Here is a 17,754-nt window from a genome sequence, read left to right on the forward strand (position 1 = left end):
TTTATTTCACCACCGAAAGATATAGGTTTTTATAATTTTTTATCATTTGCTTTAAGGTATATCTTAGTAGAACTCTCTTTTTTCCGATTTCAGATGCTTTTTCTCTAAATGTATCATTCTCATAAAGTGTTATTATAGCATTGGCAATTGATTTAAAATCTTTTGGTTTAACTATTATTCCTGCAGGACCAATTATGTCTTCTTTGCTCCCATATACCAATTCTCTACATGCGCCAACGTTTGTTGCAATCACGGGTATACCTATGGAAAAAGCTTCTAATATAACAAAAGGTTGTCCTTCACTAACGCTTGTTAGTAAAAGAAGATTTAGATTTTCATAGTATTTTTTTACATCTACCATGCCTGTGAACTCAACTGTGTCTTTTAGATTAAATAATTCCACCATTTCATAACATTCTTTAAAATATTCTGGTTCTTCATCTTTAGGGCCAATTATATATAATTTGAAATCTTTTATCTTGTCTTTTACTATTCTTGCAGCCTTAATTGCAGTTTTTATATCTTTTATTTCAACAACCCTTCCAACTAATCCAACGTTGAAGGGATGTTTTTCTTTTTTGTATTTTATATCTTTGAATTTTTCCACATCTATTCCATTGGGAATTACAAACATTTTTGAATCATCGCTGCAGAATTCTTTTTCAAATTTTTGATTATCTTTAAATAACGTGGTAATTTTCTTTGCACCTTGATATACAATTGAACTTATTGTATTAAATAGTTTTATCCAACCTGTTTTGAATTCTTCTTTTATCCAATCAGAGCGTAGTATTTCAAGTTGTCTTTCTCTATGGTATATGCCGTGTTCCGTTAAAACAACTGGTTTATTGTATTTTAATCCATTTAATATTGCGGATATACCTGCATACCCTGTTGTTATTGTATGGTATATATCACATTTTGGAAGATCTATTGTCATTGCGTTTAAAAATGGAATCATCATTGAATATAATGTCCAATAGTAGTTTGGAAAATTTTCGTAAGGTAGATATTTTTGATAAAAGTTAATTATTGAATTCCAGTAGAAATCTGATTTTAGAAAACTTGTAAAATCAAAAGAGTTATTGTTTTCAAAAAGGTGGTATAGTTTTTTGCCCATTGCTTTTTCGTCAAATGGATATTTTATTATTTTACTGAGTTCATTGGTAAACTTTTTTGCTATTTTTTTCTTGTTTTTGAATTTATATTGAGCAAATAATGAGAATTCAAAATAGTCAGTAACATTTTTTGGAAATTCATATTTAAATTGCCTTTCTTTAGGTATATCTCCAACGTGTATTACACAAAATTCCATATCTTTTATGTTTTTTATTAAAGAATGTCCCCAACTTGATACTCCTCCTACTACGTAAGGATACGTACCTTCAAAAATTATTCCTACTTTCAGTTTAATCACCTTCTAACATTTTTGTTATTTCATCTTTTTTTGGGTTATTTTTAATTATATACAACCCAAATTTTTGTATAGAAGTTAAATTTAATTTTTCAAGCTCTTCTATTAGAAGATTAAATTTTAAATTTTCTGCAAATTTGTATTTGTTAAAATCTTTAAGAGTTGAGGAAATTACCATTAATTCTTCTACTTTTGCTAAATCTTTTGTTGTTAAGTTTTGTTTGTTGTACAACTCGTTAAATATTTCATTCATTTTTATGTATAAGCTTCTTTTATCCCAAGGTAATTTCTTTATCTCATTTGGAGAGATTACTTGATTGTAATTTATAACAATTATTATTACTATTAAAAATAGAGTTAGAAAGAATAAGATTTTGTCCATTTTATCACTCCAGAATTACTTTCAAAGCTTCATTTTTGAAAGTAAAGTTATATGCGTTGAATTTTTCTAGTAACTTTTTAACTTTTTCTTTCTTTTTCTTTTTTATATAGAAAAGTAAAGCTTTTTCAAGTAAGGTTTGAGAGTTTAGTTTTTCAACTTTTTCATCTATTATCTCCTCAATAAGTTCATCTTCGCCAAGGTATTGTAGTACATCAATTAATAATAAAATGGTTTTTATATTAAAAGGATATGTTGCTAGATTGTCTAGTAAGATTTGCTTTATAGAGAGCAAGATATCTATCTTTTGATTTTCCGTGAGAAAAGGAGATAGGGCATAATAAAATGAATATTTTGCATATTCTATCTTTTTATTCTTTGTTTCTGAAATCTTTTCTAAAAGTATATTTTCCACGTTGTTTATACTTTCTGAGGCATATAGGACTACATCTTGGTCCGAATTTGTTTCAATTACGCTGTATAGTAAATTTATTCCTTCTAAAAAATCTATTTGTTCTGTTTTTAAAAGTTGAAATATCATTCTGATCGCTTCTTTTTTTTGAGAATTACTACCGTATTTAAGTATTATGTTAAAAGGTGCTAGATCCACACTTTTAAAATCAGGGTTTGAAATTTCCAATATTTTTTCTTCGAAGTCTTCCGAAAAATATGTTGGGCTCCTTGGTTTTAAAAGCATTAATTTTATTATAGGATAATATGGAAAAAAAATTATTGAGTTTAAAAGATCTAAGATCTTTAGATCAATTAGATTTAAAGCTAGATATAAAAAGAAGAAAAATATGTTTGTTTTTATTATTGGTAACACTCCAAATATAATTGTTAAAAACATTATAATTTTTTTCATTCTTTTGTATATGCCTCCAATACTTTAATGTTTTTTTCTAACCTTATCTTTTCAAGGACACGTTCAAGACCTTTAGAATTACAAGAAGTAAGGATTATATTTAATTCATTTTTTTCTTTGTTAAAGAATACGAAGTCAGTTTCTCTAATGTATTTTTTTATTTCGTTTACCTCGAATTCTTTGGAAACAGATATTTTAATAAAGGAGTATGGAATTTTGAATCTTCGAAATCTTTCATCTATTTTTTCGAAAATTAAATTGAACTTTTCTACATCAGTTGTTATTGTTTGTTTTTCAAGTTCCAATGAAACATATAGAAGATTGGATAGCCAATCTGATAAAAGCTTCAAATAGGTTTCTGTGTTTTTGTTTATCTTTTCTGGGTCAATGTTTTCAATGACTACAAAGCCAACAGTTTTGTTTTTTTGCGATATTTTTGCGGCCATAACCGGCTCCATTGAAAAGTCAACATTTTCATCTGAGAGATATAAAACGCTTGCAGATGAGAAGCCTAATTCATTTGCAGTTGAAATAATTTTTGATTTTTCAATGGGAAATGAGTTAGGAAGAATTTGTGAACCTTTTCTTACTTTTAATCTTAAAAAATTGTTTTTGCTGATTGTATATATGGAGACGGTTATTGCATTTACGAAGTCTGAGATAAGTTCAACTGCTTCGTTGAATATATCTTCTGGGTTGTTGAATTCTATCTCCTTTAGTTTATCAACAAATAGTGATACACCTTTATTTTCGAGTAGTAGTTTGTTTTGCAAGTCTTTCGTTAATGAAGAGTATTTCTTTATATTTTCTTTAAGTCGTTTAATTTTTTCGTTTAGTATCTTTATCTGATTTGCTTGTTCGTTTATTTTTTGGATGTACATATCTCTAAAAAATCCTATTAGAAATCCTATTGATAAGATAATTAGTGGTATGCGCATAACAGACCATGAAAATATCACTGAAAAGATGTTGATTTTGTAGTGTATGTAAAGTGAAGTAAAATAGTAAAATAAGCTCAAAGATGTGGAAAAAAAGAAAAGATTTATACCATGTCTTATTGAAATGTAAATATTCAATACAAAATAAGGATTTGGATATGATAGAACATATCCGTAGTATTTAAATAATATATCTATAAAGAATATGATTGTGTTGAGAACTATGATTTCAATATAATTAAAGTATTTTTGCATATTTTTCCTCCGTTTTATATTATAACAAAAATTACTGGAATGTTATAAAAGTATTATTTTTGTAACTTTTATTACAATTTTGACTAGGAATTTTTCAGAAAAATGTTTAAAATATATATAGATACTCAAATAAATATCTTATTGGAAAATTCCATATATAAATTGACAAATGTAAATATATTGTGTATAATAATGAACGTAAATAAATATTGTGATAATAATAAGTTTCTTTTCTAAAAAACAGGATGGGGAGGGGATGTTATGAAAAAACTTTGGAGAAAGATAGTTGTTTTTGCGCTTGTGGCATTACCATTTGTTATTGCTACTGTGGGTAACATTACTTTGTGGCCAGGTAAAGGTGGAGGAAAATAAAAAAAGAAAAAAAGCGGGTGATTATGTGGGGAGTGGGTTGAAGTCTTTAGTTTTAAAAATGAATTTTGTAACTATATATGCATTTTCATTGGGAGCGATTTATTTGCTCCTTCTTTTTCTTTCTTATGTGAAATATGGTTTTGACTTTAGGGATATAAATTTTTATTTAATGCTTCTGTTTTATCTGTTATTTGAATTTATTCCTGTAAGATTTCAGACATTTTTTGAAAGAAAATTTGATGAGAGTAAGAAAACAATTGATATGTTTTTTAGTGTAGGGTTAATTATTTCAATTCTTTCGACAATAATACTAAAAATTACGAATGCGTTGGTTTTGCCGTTAATTGTTTTTTTAATTTTAAGAGTTAGGGTTTTGTTTTCAAAAGAGTACTATTTTTTTATTTTTAATGTTTCTATGATAGGTATATTGGTTTTTGTTGTTTCAAAATTTTTTGAGATTTTTTCTTTTAAAAATATTGTTTTATCTTCTCTTTATGTGGCTGGAATTTCTGCTGTATATTCAATATTCAATTTGATATTTAGCTTTTTATTTTTGACTTTTATGTATAAAGACTTTTCAAAGAAATATTTTAATATGCTCATTGGTGATGGAAGGTTTTACAATATTCTTTCTACGAGTTTGAATGCTTTTTTAGTGTATTTTTTGTATAGGTTAATAGGAATTTCTGCTATTCCCGTTTCGTTTTTTACCATATCTAGTATTCAGCTTGGAAATTATTATGCAACAAAATATAGAAATGCAAAACTGGAGCTTTTGATGGCACTTGCTAAAAGCTTAGAAGAAAAAGATAGTTATACCTTAGGACATGGAGAAAATGTTGCAAAACTTTCTGTGGAGATAGCAAAAGAATTGGGTTTTAGTGATAATGATTTAAAGTTACTAGAAATTGCAGGTATTTTACATGATGTTGGAAAAATAGGTATTCCAGATATAATTATTTCAAAGATGGATAAGTTAACTTCAGAAGAGTATGAAATAATGAAAGAGCATTCTGTAAAAGGCTATGAAATACTGAAAAATATTACAGAATACAAAGATACTGTAGCAACATGGGTTCTTCATCACCATGAAAGATGGGATGGAAATGGTTATCCAGGTGGATTAAAAGAGGAAGAAATCCCATTGTTTTCAAGAATATTAACAATTTCAGATGTCTTTGATGCAATAACGAGTGATAGACCGTATAGAAGGGCATGGAGTAGAAAAAAAGCTATAGCATTTATTAAAGATAACTCGGATATAATCTTTGATCCCGAAATTGTTAATGTTTTTTTAAAAGTGATTGGGGAGGACTAAAAATGATTTTATATATTTTTTTAATTGCATTTTTCATGTCTTTGATAACAAAAAGAATAATAAAAGTAATTGGAAGAAGTTATAAATACTTTTATCTGTTTCCAGTACCTTTCATTTTGCAGGTTATTCCATACTATAGAGAGATTCTAATGCCTTTTTCTTTTTCTTTTTTGATTATTCTTTTACTTTTAAACAAGCATGTTCCAGGATTTTCACTTATAACCATAGGTACCGTTTTGAACTCATTTGCGATGATGTTATATAACTGGAGGATGCCTGTGTTAAAAAGTTTGGCGGAAAAATTTGCTCTTCCCGTTGGTATGAGGCATGTTTTGGTGGATAAATTTAATTGGAGTTTGTTTTTTGGAGATTGGATTCCCGTAGTTTTGCCGTGGAAGGAGTATTATATAATAAGTATAGGTGATATCTTTGTATATATTGGGGTCTTTTGTTTTTTGCTTAAGGTAAATAAAAAAACATGAGAAAAAAATACTCCCGAAAGGGAGTTTTTTTCAATATATCTGTGATAAAATTAAAAAAAGGAGGGAAATATATGAATATCTTTGCGATTGATACTTCAACGCCGCAAATAGCAGTTTTCTATAAAACTTTGGATAAGTTGCTTACTTATTCTTTTATGTCTAAAGAAAAACATACAAAAAACATTAGTGCTTTAATTAAAACTTTAAAAGAGGAGATAAATTTTGAAGAGATAGATGTTGTTGGCATAGGGATAGGACCTGGAAGCTTGACGGGATTGAGGATAGGTATATCTTTTGCGCTCGGTCTTGGTATAGACAAAAAAATAGTTACAGTACCATCCACCAAGTTAATTGCTGCAAATTTGTTGTATTGTGGAAAAGATATTGTAGTTGTAAGAAAGGCAAGGAGTGGATATGTGTATGGTGCAGTCTATACGGAAAACTTGGAAACCAAGGTACCTCCATTTGTTGAAGAAATTGAAAAGTTTAAACAAAAATTAGAAGGTGATTATTTTTTAATAGGAGATGCTGCAGAATTTTTTGGGGAAAAATTACCAGATGTTTTTGATTATCCCGTTCCAAAGATGTTGGGAATGTTTGTTGAAGAAGAAATAAAAAAGAAAAATTTTGTTGATAAAGTAGAACCCCTTTATATACAGAAATCTATTGCGGAGATTAATTTTGAAAAGAGGCAAAGAAAGGATGGGTAATTTGGAAAAATTAACTCCAATGATGAAGCAATATATGGGGATAAAGGAAAAATATAAAGATGCAATACTTTTATTTAGACTTGGTGATTTTTACGAAGCATTTTTTGAGGATGCGGAAATAATCTCAAAAGTGTTGAATATTGTTTTAACAAAAAGGCAAAATGCCCCCATGGCGGGGATACCGTACCATGCATTAGATAATTATTTAAAAAAACTTGTTGAAAGTGGGTATAAGGTTGCGATATGTGAACAAATGGAAGATGCATCTCAGGCAAAGGGAATAGTGAAAAGAGAAGTGACAAGGGTAATAACTCCTGGTACTATTATTGAAGATGAACTTCTTTCAAATGATAATAATTATTTAATGGCGGTAATATTTGATGAAAAATATGTTTCTGCCTTTATAGATGTTTCAACTGGTGAATTGTTTTTGAAATCTTTTGATACCTTTTTAGAGTTTGTTGATTTTGTGAAAATTTCAAGTATATCGCAAGTAATTTGTAGTAAAGAGTTGTTTGATAAATTAAAAGAAGAAATACCTCACCTTTTTGTTGAAGAACTGGATGAATGGTATTTTCAAGGCTATGAAGAAAAGATAAAAGAAACATACGGGCTTTTTTCCATTGAACATCTCGAAATAACTGAACTTGAAAAAAAGGTATTAGGTGCTTTGTTTAAGTACCTTGAATACACTTTGATGGAAAATAAACCACCACAAAAACCTAAAAGATTAGAAGGTTCAAAGTATATGATTTTAGATTCAAAAACCGTTGAAAATTTATCTCTTATTCCTGGAGAAAAAGGTAAGAATTTATTTGATATACTTAATAAAACAAAGACGTCTATGGGAGCAAGGCTTTTAAAAAAGTGGATTTTGCAACCTTTAAAAGAAAAAAAAGAGATATTGGAAAGGCAAAAGTTGGTAGAAGCGTTTTATAACGATCATCTTCTTTTAAATGAAGTAAGGGAATACTTAAGTGGTGTTTATGACTTAGAGAGGATTTTAACTAGATTAGGTTATGGAAAAGTTTCACCTAAAGATCTTGTTTCCCTGAAGAGAAGCCTGTATTTGGTTCCAAGTATAAAAGATGCTTTGAGAACTAATGAAAATCTAGTGAGTTTTGCACAGAGTTTGAATGAATTTAATGAAGTTGTAGGTATTTTGGAAAAAGCCTTGTATGATGAGCCATCAAATGCTCCAGGAGACGGTAATGTAATAAAAGGTGGGTATTCTGTTGAATTAGATGATTATCGTAATTTGTTATTTCATTCTGAGGAAAAACTCAAGGAGTTTCAAGAAAGTGAACGGGAAAAGACTGGTATTCAAAAATTAAGGGTAGGTTTTAATCAAGTCTTTGGGTATTATATTGAAGTACCAAAAGGTCAGGTGAAAAATGTTCCAGATTATTACATTAGAAAGCAAACGCTTGTGAATTCAGAAAGGTATATAACGCAAGAATTGAAGGAATTTGAGGAAAAAATAATGTCTGCTCGTGAAAAGGTAGAATTGATAGAAAAAAGTTTATTTGAAGAATTGAAACAGAAACTTTCTGAGTATATAGATGGTTTAAGAAATTTAGCACAGAAGTTATCTGAGCTAGATGCTATTTCGAACCTTGCTATGGTTGCTAGATTGTATGGATATACAAAACCCAAATTTACAGGTGGAGAGTTTTATGTGAAAAATGCTAGGCATGCTGTTGTTGAGCGGTATGTTTCAGATTTTGTGGCAAATGATATATACATGGATGATAGAAGGAGAATGTATATAGTTACAGGTCCTAATATGAGTGGGAAGAGTACGTACATTAGACAGGTAGGTTTAATAGCCGTTATGGCACAAATTGGTTCTTTTGTACCGGCGGATGATGCAGAAATTCCCATTTTTGATAGGGTATTCACACGAATGGGAGCCCGTGATGATATTTCAACTGGTAAGAGTACTTTTTTAATAGAAATGAGTGAAGTAGCTTTGATACTTGAAAAAGCTACGAAAAAAAGTTTGGTGTTATTGGATGAGGTTGGTAGAGGAACAAGTACATTTGATGGAATAAGTATTGCTTGGGCTATGAGTGAATATATATACAATGAAATAGGATGTGAAACTATGTTTGCAACTCACTTTACGGAGCTTACAGAACTTTCAGATGTTTATGAAGGAATTAAAAATTTAACAATAGAGGTAAGGGAGACAAACAATGGTGTGGTGTTTTTGCATAAGGTTGTTGAAGGAATCGCAGATAGAAGTTATGGTATAGAGGTTGCTCAAATAGCTGGTGTTCCTGATGGAGTTGTAGAACGTGCAAAAGAGATTTTAGATATAATTTCTCAAAAGAGTGAACTTGAGAAAAAAGTAAGGGTTTTAAAGGAAGGACAACTTAAGAAGATAAAGAGTAAGAAAAAAATACCAGAAGGACAACTTTCACTTTTCGAGGTGGGTGACATAGAATGAGATTGAGTACATTTATTTGGAAAAATTATATTAAGATAATTTTATTGTTATTAGTTATTTCATTTTTTATAATTTTTTCGATTTATTTTATGTTAAGTAATAGATTAAATGAGCAGATTGAATCCATGTCAGTAACTTTTGTGAAAAACACTATGGATATATTTGAACAAACACTGAAAGATTTTAGTTGGTATTTTAATAAAGAACTTGAAAATACAATAGTTGAAATAAAACAAAATCCGAAAAAGGCCGAAAAAATGTTATCTTTCCTTTTTTCAAGGGCCCCTTTTTATTTTAAAAATGTGTATATGTATATATTGGAGTATAACAAGCTAGATGAAAAAATAAAAACCAAATTGAAAGAGCCCGTAGATTATTTTGTATTTAAAAACATAGCAAAAGGAAGGTTTGAAAATAAGTTATATATTAGAGTGGAAGGGAAAGTTTATCTTTTGGAAATGTATTTACCTATTGAAATTTTTAATAACGCGCTTTTAAGTATATTAAATGTTAAGAAAAATTTTGATTTTTTAAAATCCGTTAATTTTTGTAATTATTCTGGTGACCCAATATCAGAAAAATTTCAAAGATTTAGTTTAAAAAAGGAAAAATTATTGGAAATTTTTGAAGATGAAAAGCCCTATGTTCAAATTGAAGATGGGATATATACTATACATTATCCTTGGAAAATAGAAGGTGAAAAGGAAATTTTTGGGCCTTTGCTTTTAAGTATAACCTTTGATTTTTCTTATGTCCACGAGGTGATCTTTTACATAATTTTAATTGTTATTTTTTCAATTCTTTTTGGTGTTGTAATTTCCATTAAATTTTCTCAAAAAGTTTCAAAAAAGATTTCCAATCATTTTGAAAAGTTAATTTCAAACATGAGAGAGTATAGGAAAAACAAGGTTTTTAAAATAGAAGATTTTGAAAATTGTGAGATTAAAGAAATAAATGCTCTTGTGTATGAGTATAAATATATGGTAGAAGAAATATCAGCAGCTTTCCAAGAGTTAAATGCTATGAACCAGGAATTAGAAAGTAGTTACGTAGAATTAGAAAAACTCAATAATGAACTGGAGGATTCATACCTTTATTTTAGTACAAGGCTTGCAAAAATAGCAGAAGGTTACGATGAAAATACGGGAAATCACATAGATAGAGTGGGATTGTTATCTGCTTTTATTGGTGGAAAAATGGGGCTTTCCAAGGAGTTTGTTTACAAACTTAGATTTTACGCACCACTACATGACATTGGAAAGATTTTTGTCGATAGAAGTATTTTGTTAAAGGAAGGAAAATTAACAGAAGAGGAATGGGAAGAGATGAAAAAACACACTATTTATGGAGCAGAGTTGATAGGTGATAAACCCCATTTTAAGATTGCTAAGAATATAGCACTTTGTCATCATGAAAATTGGGATGGAAGTGGTTATCCGTATGGTTTAAAGGGCGAAGATATTCCAATAGAAGCTGCAATTGTACATCTTGTTGATGTCTATGATGCATTACGTTCAGAAAGACCGTATAAAAAAGCGTTTTCTCACGAAGAAGCTATGAGAATAATATTAGAAGGTGATGGAAGAACAAAACCTGAGCATTTTTCACCTGAGATTTTGGAGATTTTTAGAAAGTATGAAAAAATAATAAAAAGGCTTTGGAATAGAATATATCAATGATATCTTTGGACGGTAAATTTGAATATTTCAAAGTTATTGTCAAAGATTCCAGCTTTTAATTTTGCTATTTTAATTTGTTCTTCTACTGTTTCAACCCCTTCTATATCAGGAAGCAGTAATCCTCTTCTAAAACCTTTTTGTACTATTATTCCAAATTTTTTGGGATCCAGCTCGTTAATTGAATCTACTTTTTCTATATCACTTAAAATATCAACTGAAACAACAATGTTTTCCAATTCTTCTTTTGAAACGGGTGGGAATCTTGGATCTTGCATTGCGGCTGCTATGGCGTTATTTCGTATTTCTAGCGCAAGATTTTCTTGGGTAGGTTGAAATGTTCCTATGCATCCTCTTAATTTCCCAGCTTTTGTGTGAAGGGTTACAAAACATCCTGCACGTTTTTCAAATAACTCTTTTGGAAGGTTATTATGAGGTTCAATTACTATTGAATGCAAAACATAATTTTCTATAACATTAATTGCCCATTGGACGTATGGGTGTTTTCCTATCATAATTTCCCCCCTTTTGACCTTACAAAAAGATCAATTATTAACCTTACTTCTCCTATTCCTATTCCAAATCTTTTGGCAATTTCTGCCTCATCAGTTCCCACATTGTAAAGGTCTATTATTTTTTCTTCCAAAGTTTTTTCTTTTTGTGCTTTTACTGGTTCAGTATTTGGTTGTTTGGTGATTTCTTTTTCTGTGTGTGGTGTTTCGATTTCTTTGTTCACTTTTTCTTTTTTGTTTTCTATTGTGGATAAATCTAACAGTACTTTTGAGTAAAGGTCATTTATTTCAGTAATTAGGTTGTTTACTTCTTCCATTTTTTTGTCAAGCACATCTAACTTTGAATCAACAAAAGTTTTTACACGCCCCATTAATTGAATGAGACGCTCTTCATCTTCTTTTAACTTTTCGGGTTGATTTTTTGACGAAAACACGTTTAAAAGATATATGCCCCATGCAAATGAAACACTTGAGATTGTTGAAAATAATATTAACCATTCAATTAGGTTCATTTTTTACCTCCATAGGTTATAGTTGGAAAGTATTTGAGTATATTGCCAGACCAGTATATTTTGTTTCCTACAATATTTGTAGGTGTAGGATCTGCCGACAATAAAACAGCTTCTTTTGGTATGTAGACGATGAAAGATGAATTTGAGTTTGGATTTATTTGGATTTTTCCCATACTTAGTACATATTCATCATTGTTATGTTCCACCAAGTTGTTTATAACCGCTATTTCCTTTATTTCAAGAAGACCTGCTCTTTCCGTTGCAGAGTTTGTATAATTTTCTACAACTAAGTTTTTTCCAATTTCTTGAGAAATTCTTTTGAAATATTCTATGAAAGTTGCAGATGAATTTCGAGTGTAGCTTATTTTGTAATCTTCCATGTCCTTTTTCTCTTTAAAAGAAAGTCCCGCAATTGTTGTAATTGTAGCTGTGGTTGAATAATCTGTTTCTACAATTGTTTGATAGTATGATATATCAAACTTTGATTTTCTATTGAATATTGTAAAAAAATCAAAAACCAAAAATGCAACAATCATTAAAAGTAAAATATAGAATAGAGTTTTGTTTTGCAATTAAATTACCTCCTTAACCTTTCTTTAGTTTTGCAGAATTTACATGTATCTGATGTAGTTGGATAACCACAATTTTGGCAGAATTTTAATTCAACCTTTTCTTCTGGAAGATATTTTTTTACTTCTAGTATTGTGTATACAATATTTAGTTTTTGGTCTCTTGAAAATTCAATGTTTGTTTTAAATTTTCTTTGGGTACTTTTTAGTGAATTTGGACATGCACAGCCTATGTAAGGTAGAGAGTTTAGTTTTGCATAGAGTAAAATTTCTTCTTCTGTTAGGAAATAAAGTGGTTTTATTCTACCTATTAATTTTTTTTCTTTTATCGTAAGAGTTAAAGGACCTGTTCTTTGGAGTTGAGAAATATTTTTGTTAAACATATTGTTAAATAAAAAGAATACCTCATCATCTAAGTTGTGTCCTAAAACTACATAGTCAAAGTTATTCTCGTATGCATATTTGTTTAGTATATATCTTCTTATCATTCCACAATATGAGCACGGTTTGTATTTAATATCCATTATTGTAAAACCATCTTCTTTTTCTAAGTTGTATATTATTAATTCATTATTCAATTTTTTTGTTACTTCTAAGGAAATTTCTTTTGATTTTTCTGAAAAAATTGGTATTCCAAGATCTATAAAAAAATACTCGATTTGCAGGTTGTATTTTTCCTTTAGTTTTGATAAAACATAGCTTACAACTACCGAATCTTTGCCACCAGAAATTGAGACAAGTATTTTTTTGTTTTTTATTTTGAATTTATCCAAAAATTTTCCAATTTTTCTTTCGAAATATTCTGGAAAATGATCCTCGCAAAGTCTGGGAGATTTAATTATTGCTTTTTTTCTACAATGTTGACACTTCAAAATATTCCCTCCTTAGCATTTTCCAATATAATCTAAAACATCTTTATCAAAATTTTTAACTGAATTTGTAAGTTTTTCTACCCTTCTTATGGTTTCTTCAACATCTTTGGCAACTATACCATTACCGCAGGGGACATCAATATTGTTTAATGCGAGGCTACTTACTTGAAGTGCAGTAAATGTCCCCGTTATAGCTTTTAGTGCACAACCTCTTTTTGCACCATCACAAGTCAGACCAAAGAGGGTTCCCAAAGTATCGTTAATGGCATTTTTTATTTGAGTGTTATTTCCACCTTTAAGATAAGTTAATCCTGCAGCAGCACCTGCTGAGGAGATACTTCCCGCCCCGCATATAGGTGTTAAAAGTCCTGTATATGCTTTTATATAAATTGTTACTAAGATGCTTAGTAGTGTTGCTTTTAGTAATTTTTCTCTTTCCACCTTTCCTTTGAATATGGCTATGGGTAATATGCATGCAAGTCCTTGATTTCCACTGCCTGCAACTGTCATTACTGGCATTAAAACACCACTCATTCTTGCATCAACGCCAGCACTTACATACTTTACGTATTCATTTATAGCTGCATTTGAAAAATTTCCCTTGGTATTTATACCATACTCTGCAATTTTGAGATTCATGTCAATAGCCTTTTCAACGTACTTTAAGACGTCCTCATCAGGGTGTTCAACGTATTTGATTATCTTGTCTAGTGAGTAATTTTTAATCTTTTCAATACTTGTCATTCCTGGGTGAAATTCTTCGTTTTTTATTACTTTATCATTCACGACTATTTTTGCAATGTTATCGTGCTTTCCTTCTATTACTATTTGTACTGTATTTTCAGCAATTATTGTTGTATTTACAAATAAATGTTGTTCTTCGTTCAGAGAGATATTTACCATGTTTTTCATTTTCATAGCTTTTTTTAAACAATCTTCGTTTATGTCTTTTAAAACTTCAAGTCCTTTATTACCATCTCCACATAGATATCCAAGCGCTGCAGCAAGCTCAAGTCCAAATGTATTTGTTCCGGGTATATTTACCACTAAACCATTTTTGTAGGTGTTTTTGTCTAATGTTATGTTTATTGATTTTACATTTCCTTTGGAATACTTTTTTCCTACAGCAGTTGATAATGCAATTGCTATAGGTTCTGTGCAACCGTATGCAGGTTTTACCTGTTCAAAGAAAATATCTTTTAACATGTTATTCCCCCTTTCAATGAGAATTATACCATATGGTAAAATAATATGATAAAAAAAGGGAGGTGAGGTTGTGAAAAAGCTAATTGTTTTATTTTTGGTTATCGTTTCAGTAATTTATTTACCAATGAGTATCATTGATGCAAAGAAATTATCGGATGGGACAAATGTTGTAGTACGTGGAATTGTAACTGTTGAACCAGGGCCATTCGATGTAAACATTATATTTGTCCAAGATGAGACAGCGGGAATTAACGTGTATTTTAGAGGTGGGTATTTTGAAGAAATTGATAGGGGTGATCTTGTAGAGGTTAGTGGATATCTATGGACGCATAGGTTAAATAGGGAAATAATTGTTGAACAAAGTGGGGTTAAGGTTATTTCAAAAGGAAATAACCTTCCAAAACCAAAAAGGATAAAGAGTGTGGATATAAATAACAAAGATTTACAGGGGCTTTTGGTGGAAGTTGAAGGTAAGGTAGTAGAAATAGATAGAGGTGATCCTAGAAAAGTTTATATAGATGATGGATCAGGTAAAGGAATGATCTTTATTAGGGAGAATACCGGGATATTAACTTCCTATTTTAAGATAGGCATGGAATTGAAAGTAAGAGGAGTTCTTGGTAGATATCAAGCATTTTTTGAATTATGGCCAAGGGGAATGGAAGATATTGAAGCGGGAGATGTATTTCCTCCAGAAGTAAAGTCTGTTTTTCTGAAAGATGAGAAACTATATGTGGTATTTAATGAACCTGTGGATCCAAATAGTGTGATAGATAACAAAACAGTTAGGATTTCAGGTATTAATATAGTTGCTCATGAGATGTTTTTTGATAACAAAGTTTTGATATTTGAGCTGGATAGGAATTTTGGAAAAACAGAAAAAATAATGATTAGGTTTATTAGGGACGTAAATGGTAATAAAATGGGTTCGAGGATTTTGTCCGTAGATCCAGAGAAGGACATATTTGAAAGAAGGGTTTTATTTGATGAAGGGCATGGGCAGCAAGCTGGTAATGCCGATTGGGTTATAAATGGTGCATATTCTAACTTTGCAGATGCAATTGATGGTTATGTTGAAGGAACAAAAGAAAGAATTTCATTTGAACTTTTGAGTTTATACAAGGTATTTGTAATTCCTGAACCTAATAAACCTTTTAGTAAGGAAGAAATAGATGCCATTTTAAGATTTGTAGAAAATGGTGGAGGGCTGTTTTTGATAGCAGATCATGGTGGGTCAGACAGAAATCACAATGGTTGGGATTCACCAAAGATTTTTAACGAATTTGTAGAAGAGTTTGGTTTTAGATTTAACGGTGATAATATAGAAGAAGAGCCTTTAAGTTATATTTATCCGCATAAGATAACGAAAGATGTGAAAAATATCGGAGTATGGGCAGGGACTACTATAAAGGTTTTATCAGATAATGTTATAGTTTTGGCTGCGGATAGATATAAAAAACCATATTTGGTTGTGGTTAACTATGAAAGGGGAAAGGTTGTTGCTATAGGTGATAGTTCGCCTTTTGACGATGGAACAGGTGATATTAATGATGTATTGCATAATGGATGGGAGTATGGAGATGATGCGAAACTTGCGGTGAATATAATCAATTATCTAATGAGAAATTGAGAGGGTAACCACTTTTGGTTACCCTTAATCTTCAGGATAATTTGTTATCTTTTTGATATCTTCGTATATGTTTTTTAAAGAGGAGTATATTTTTTTGTATACCTTTTTATACAATTTTTCGTATATTTCGACTTCTTCTTTTTGCGGATAAAAAACTTTTGAATAGTGTACCATATTTTTTACCACAGTTTTAATATCAGAATATGCTGCAAAAACACAGATTGCAGCACCAAGACCAGATGTTTCATGGGTTAAAGGTTTGTATACAGGAAGGTTAAACATATTTGCCGTGATTTGACATATGCGATTGCTTTGGGCACCGCCACCTGAAACTGTTAACTTTTTTATTTTTATCTTTCCCTTTTTTTCAATCCTTTCCATACCATCACGTAGTGCATAATTAATTCCTTCTATTATTGCTCTGTATACGTGTCCTTTTGTATGAACATCTCCAAATCCAATAATTGCACCTTTTGCGTTTGGCATATCAAGTCCCGGTGTCCACATGGGGTGGAGTACAAGACCGTGTGAACCAGGCGGTATGTTATCTAAAAAACCGTTTAATACTATTTCAGGAGCGACATTTAGCTTTTCCGCAAGTTTTATTTCCTTTTCGCCAAATTCCTTTATGAACCATTTGACAAGCCAATACCCTCTAAATATTTCTATTTCAGGATTGTAACTATTCGGCACAACTGCTGGATATGGAGGTATAAATGAAATTGGTTCAAAGTATTTTTGGGAAGTAACCTGTATTGTAGCTGTTGTACCGAAGCTTAAACTTGCACAATCGGTATTTATACATCCCGTTCCTAGTGTTTCACACCCCTTATCAGAACCAGATGTTATTATATCAATCCCTTCTGGTAAACCAGTTTCGTTGGCAACTTTTTTTGTTATTTTTCCCACAGCAGTGCACGGTTCTACTAGTTCAGGTAAAAAATCCCGTCTAAAGCCAAAAAGTCTCCATCTCCAATGTTTATCACTTTTTGGCCAACTTTGTCTTTTGTAGTCAAATGGAATATGTCCGATTTGCGAAGCTTTTGAATCTATAAATTTTCCCGTTAGTTTATATAAGAAATAACTAGAAAGAAGCAAGATTTTTGAAATTTTCCCCCAAATTTCTGGCTCCATTTCTCTTACCCAATTTGGTCTGCTTTTTCTATATATTCTTAGTGCTGTTTCTTTCATTCTTATTATGGAAAAAGCTATGTTTTCAAAGAAATTTAAAGGATTTTTTGGCGGTGCCTTTCGCTGATCAAGCCAAATAATAGCAGGCCTAAGTGGATTGCCATCTTTGTCTAAAAATACCACTGTATCTCTTTGAGTTGTAATGCTTACACCTAATACTTTACGGAATTTTTCTTTGTTTCTTTCTTTTAAATTTTTTACAGATTTGCAAAGCGCATTCCAATATACATCAACATGTTGTTCTGCCCAACCTGGCATTTTTGAAAAATATGGTGTGTATGTTATTTTTTCCATGTCGTGTAATTGCCCGTTTTCATCAAATAACAGAGTTCTAAGACTTTGTGTACCGCAATCTATACTAATTGCATAATTCATCTAATCACCTCTTTAGTATTATACAT

General features: G+C 30.4%; 16 protein-coding genes. 6 read left to right on the top strand and 10 right to left on the bottom strand.

The features are described 5' to 3' along the window. Position 1: 1 nt before the first annotated feature. From pelF to TMEL_RS05195, 4 genes are read right to left on the bottom strand one after another with little or no spacing between them, the layout of a single operon-like run. Complete coding sequence (gene pelF / locus TMEL_RS05180; RefSeq protein ID WP_012057215.1) at positions 2-1,417, bottom strand: GT4 family glycosyltransferase PelF; 1,416 nt, start codon at positions 1,415-1,417, stop codon at positions 2-4. Continuing rightward, positions 1,410-1,796: a hypothetical protein gene (locus TMEL_RS05185; RefSeq protein ID WP_012057216.1), complete on the bottom strand. Its 387-nt coding sequence runs from the start codon at positions 1,794-1,796 to the stop codon at positions 1,410-1,412. Before TMEL_RS05185 ends, pelF begins: the two co-directional genes overlap by 8 nt. Positions 1,797-1,800: 4 nt before the next feature. Then, positions 1,801-2,658: a glycosyltransferase family protein gene (locus tag TMEL_RS05190; RefSeq protein ID WP_012057217.1), complete on the bottom strand. Its 858-nt coding sequence runs from the start codon at positions 2,656-2,658 to the stop codon at positions 1,801-1,803. Further along, entirely contained in the window at positions 2,655-3,851 is a 1,197-nt protein-coding gene (locus tag TMEL_RS05195; RefSeq protein WP_012057218.1) for a hypothetical protein, read from the bottom strand. Before TMEL_RS05195 ends, TMEL_RS05190 begins: the two co-directional genes overlap by 4 nt. A gap of 409 nt (positions 3,852-4,260) precedes the next feature. Between TMEL_RS05195 and TMEL_RS05200 the strand changes: the two genes are divergently transcribed. The 5 genes from TMEL_RS05200 (at position 4,261) to TMEL_RS10520 (ending at position 10,864) form a co-directional block, all read left to right on the top strand. Then, positions 4,261-5,541: an HD-GYP domain-containing protein gene (locus TMEL_RS05200; RefSeq protein ID WP_231109718.1), complete on the top strand. Its 1,281-nt coding sequence runs from the start codon at positions 4,261-4,263 to the stop codon at positions 5,539-5,541. A gap of 2 nt (positions 5,542-5,543) precedes the next feature. Next, positions 5,544-6,023, top strand: a complete 480-nt coding sequence (locus tag TMEL_RS05205) for a DUF5317 family protein (RefSeq protein ID WP_012057220.1) — start codon at positions 5,544-5,546, stop codon at positions 6,021-6,023. Between the two features lie 71 nt (positions 6,024-6,094). Beyond that, complete coding sequence (gene tsaB / locus TMEL_RS05210; RefSeq protein WP_041426007.1) at positions 6,095-6,733, top strand: tRNA (adenosine(37)-N6)-threonylcarbamoyltransferase complex dimerization subunit type 1 TsaB; 639 nt, start codon at positions 6,095-6,097, stop codon at positions 6,731-6,733. Then, positions 6,726-9,185 (top strand): DNA mismatch repair protein MutS, encoded by a 2,460-nt coding sequence (gene mutS, locus TMEL_RS05215; RefSeq protein WP_012057222.1) that lies wholly within the window; start codon positions 6,726-6,728, stop codon positions 9,183-9,185. Before tsaB ends, mutS begins: the two co-directional genes overlap by 8 nt. After that, a complete protein-coding gene (locus tag TMEL_RS10520) occupies positions 9,182-10,864 on the top strand; it encodes an HD-GYP domain-containing protein (RefSeq protein WP_012057223.1) in 1,683 nt (560 codons plus the stop codon). The genes mutS and TMEL_RS10520 overlap by 4 nt, the downstream gene beginning before the upstream one ends. On the opposite strand, the gene amrA is transcribed toward TMEL_RS10520, so the two are convergent. Genes amrA through TMEL_RS05245 form a run of 5 tightly spaced genes read right to left on the bottom strand, consistent with a single transcriptional unit; the run spans position 10,858 to position 14,532 of the window. Next, on the bottom strand, positions 10,858-11,376 hold the full coding sequence (gene amrA, locus TMEL_RS05225) for an AmmeMemoRadiSam system protein A (protein ID WP_012057224.1): 519 nt from the start codon (positions 11,374-11,376) through the stop codon (positions 10,858-10,860). The two genes, TMEL_RS10520 and amrA, sit on opposite strands and share 7 nt — an antisense overlap. Further along, positions 11,373-11,885 carry a DUF6115 domain-containing protein gene (locus TMEL_RS05230; protein ID WP_012057225.1) on the bottom strand — a complete coding sequence of 171 codons (513 nt, stop codon included), beginning with the start codon at positions 11,883-11,885 and terminating at the stop codon, positions 11,373-11,375. Before TMEL_RS05230 ends, amrA begins: the two co-directional genes overlap by 4 nt. Further along, the gene (locus TMEL_RS05235) at positions 11,882-12,457 is read right to left on the bottom strand and encodes a DUF4897 domain-containing protein (RefSeq protein ID WP_012057226.1); all 576 of its coding nucleotides are present in this window, start codon (positions 12,455-12,457) and stop codon (positions 11,882-11,884) included. Before TMEL_RS05235 ends, TMEL_RS05230 begins: the two co-directional genes overlap by 4 nt. A 5-nt stretch (positions 12,458-12,462) precedes the next feature. Continuing rightward, the gene (locus TMEL_RS05240; protein WP_012057227.1) at positions 12,463-13,326 is read right to left on the bottom strand and encodes a PP-loop family protein; all 864 of its coding nucleotides are present in this window, start codon (positions 13,324-13,326) and stop codon (positions 12,463-12,465) included. A 12-nt stretch (positions 13,327-13,338) separates the two neighbouring features. After that, entirely contained in the window at positions 13,339-14,532 is a 1,194-nt protein-coding gene (locus TMEL_RS05245; protein WP_012057228.1) for an L-cysteine desulfidase family protein, read from the bottom strand. Positions 14,533-14,602: 70 nt separating this feature from the next. Between TMEL_RS05245 and TMEL_RS05250 the strand changes: the two genes are divergently transcribed. After that, positions 14,603-16,162, top strand: coding sequence for a DNA-binding protein (locus tag TMEL_RS05250; RefSeq protein ID WP_012057229.1), 1,560 nt, complete (start codon positions 14,603-14,605; stop codon positions 16,160-16,162). A gap of 24 nt (positions 16,163-16,186) precedes the next feature. Here the strand turns inward: TMEL_RS05250 and TMEL_RS05255 are convergent, their stop codons facing one another. Then, positions 16,187-17,728 (bottom strand): FGGY-family carbohydrate kinase, encoded by a 1,542-nt coding sequence (locus TMEL_RS05255; RefSeq protein ID WP_012057230.1) that lies wholly within the window; start codon positions 17,726-17,728, stop codon positions 16,187-16,189. Between the last annotated feature and the right edge of the window lie 26 nt (positions 17,729-17,754).

Origin of the sequence: Thermosipho melanesiensis BI429 (assembly GCF_000016905.1) — a bacterium.
Taxonomy (GTDB): Bacteria; Thermotogota; Thermotogae; order Thermotogales; family Fervidobacteriaceae; genus Thermosipho; species Thermosipho melanesiensis.

What these genes read in the sequence shown, in the direction of transcription:
- tsaB (WP_041426007.1), top strand. Translation starts at nt 6,095, where the DNA reads ATGAATATCTTTGCGATTGATACTTCAACGCCGCAAATAGCAGTTTTC.
- amrA (WP_012057224.1), bottom strand. Translation starts at nt 11,376, where the DNA reads ATGATAGGAAAACACCCATACGTCCAATGGGCAATTAATGTTATAGAA.
- TMEL_RS05205 (WP_012057220.1), top strand. Translation starts at nt 5,544, where the DNA reads ATGATTTTATATATTTTTTTAATTGCATTTTTCATGTCTTTGATAACA.
- TMEL_RS05245 (WP_012057228.1), bottom strand. Translation starts at nt 14,532, where the DNA reads ATGTTAAAAGATATTTTCTTTGAACAGGTAAAACCTGCATACGGTTGC.
- mutS (WP_012057222.1), top strand. Translation starts at nt 6,726, where the DNA reads ATGGGTAATTTGGAAAAATTAACTCCAATGATGAAGCAATATATGGGG.
- TMEL_RS05195 (WP_012057218.1), bottom strand. Translation starts at nt 3,851, where the DNA reads ATGCAAAAATACTTTAATTATATTGAAATCATAGTTCTCAACACAATC.
- TMEL_RS10520 (WP_012057223.1), top strand. Translation starts at nt 9,182, where the DNA reads ATGAGATTGAGTACATTTATTTGGAAAAATTATATTAAGATAATTTTA.
- TMEL_RS05255 (WP_012057230.1), bottom strand. Translation starts at nt 17,728, where the DNA reads ATGAATTATGCAATTAGTATAGATTGCGGTACACAAAGTCTTAGAACT.
- TMEL_RS05185 (WP_012057216.1), bottom strand. Translation starts at nt 1,796, where the DNA reads ATGGACAAAATCTTATTCTTTCTAACTCTATTTTTAATAGTAATAATA.
- TMEL_RS05230 (WP_012057225.1), bottom strand. Translation starts at nt 11,885, where the DNA reads ATGAACCTAATTGAATGGTTAATATTATTTTCAACAATCTCAAGTGTT.
- TMEL_RS05190 (WP_012057217.1), bottom strand. Translation starts at nt 2,658, where the DNA reads ATGAAAAAAATTATAATGTTTTTAACAATTATATTTGGAGTGTTACCA.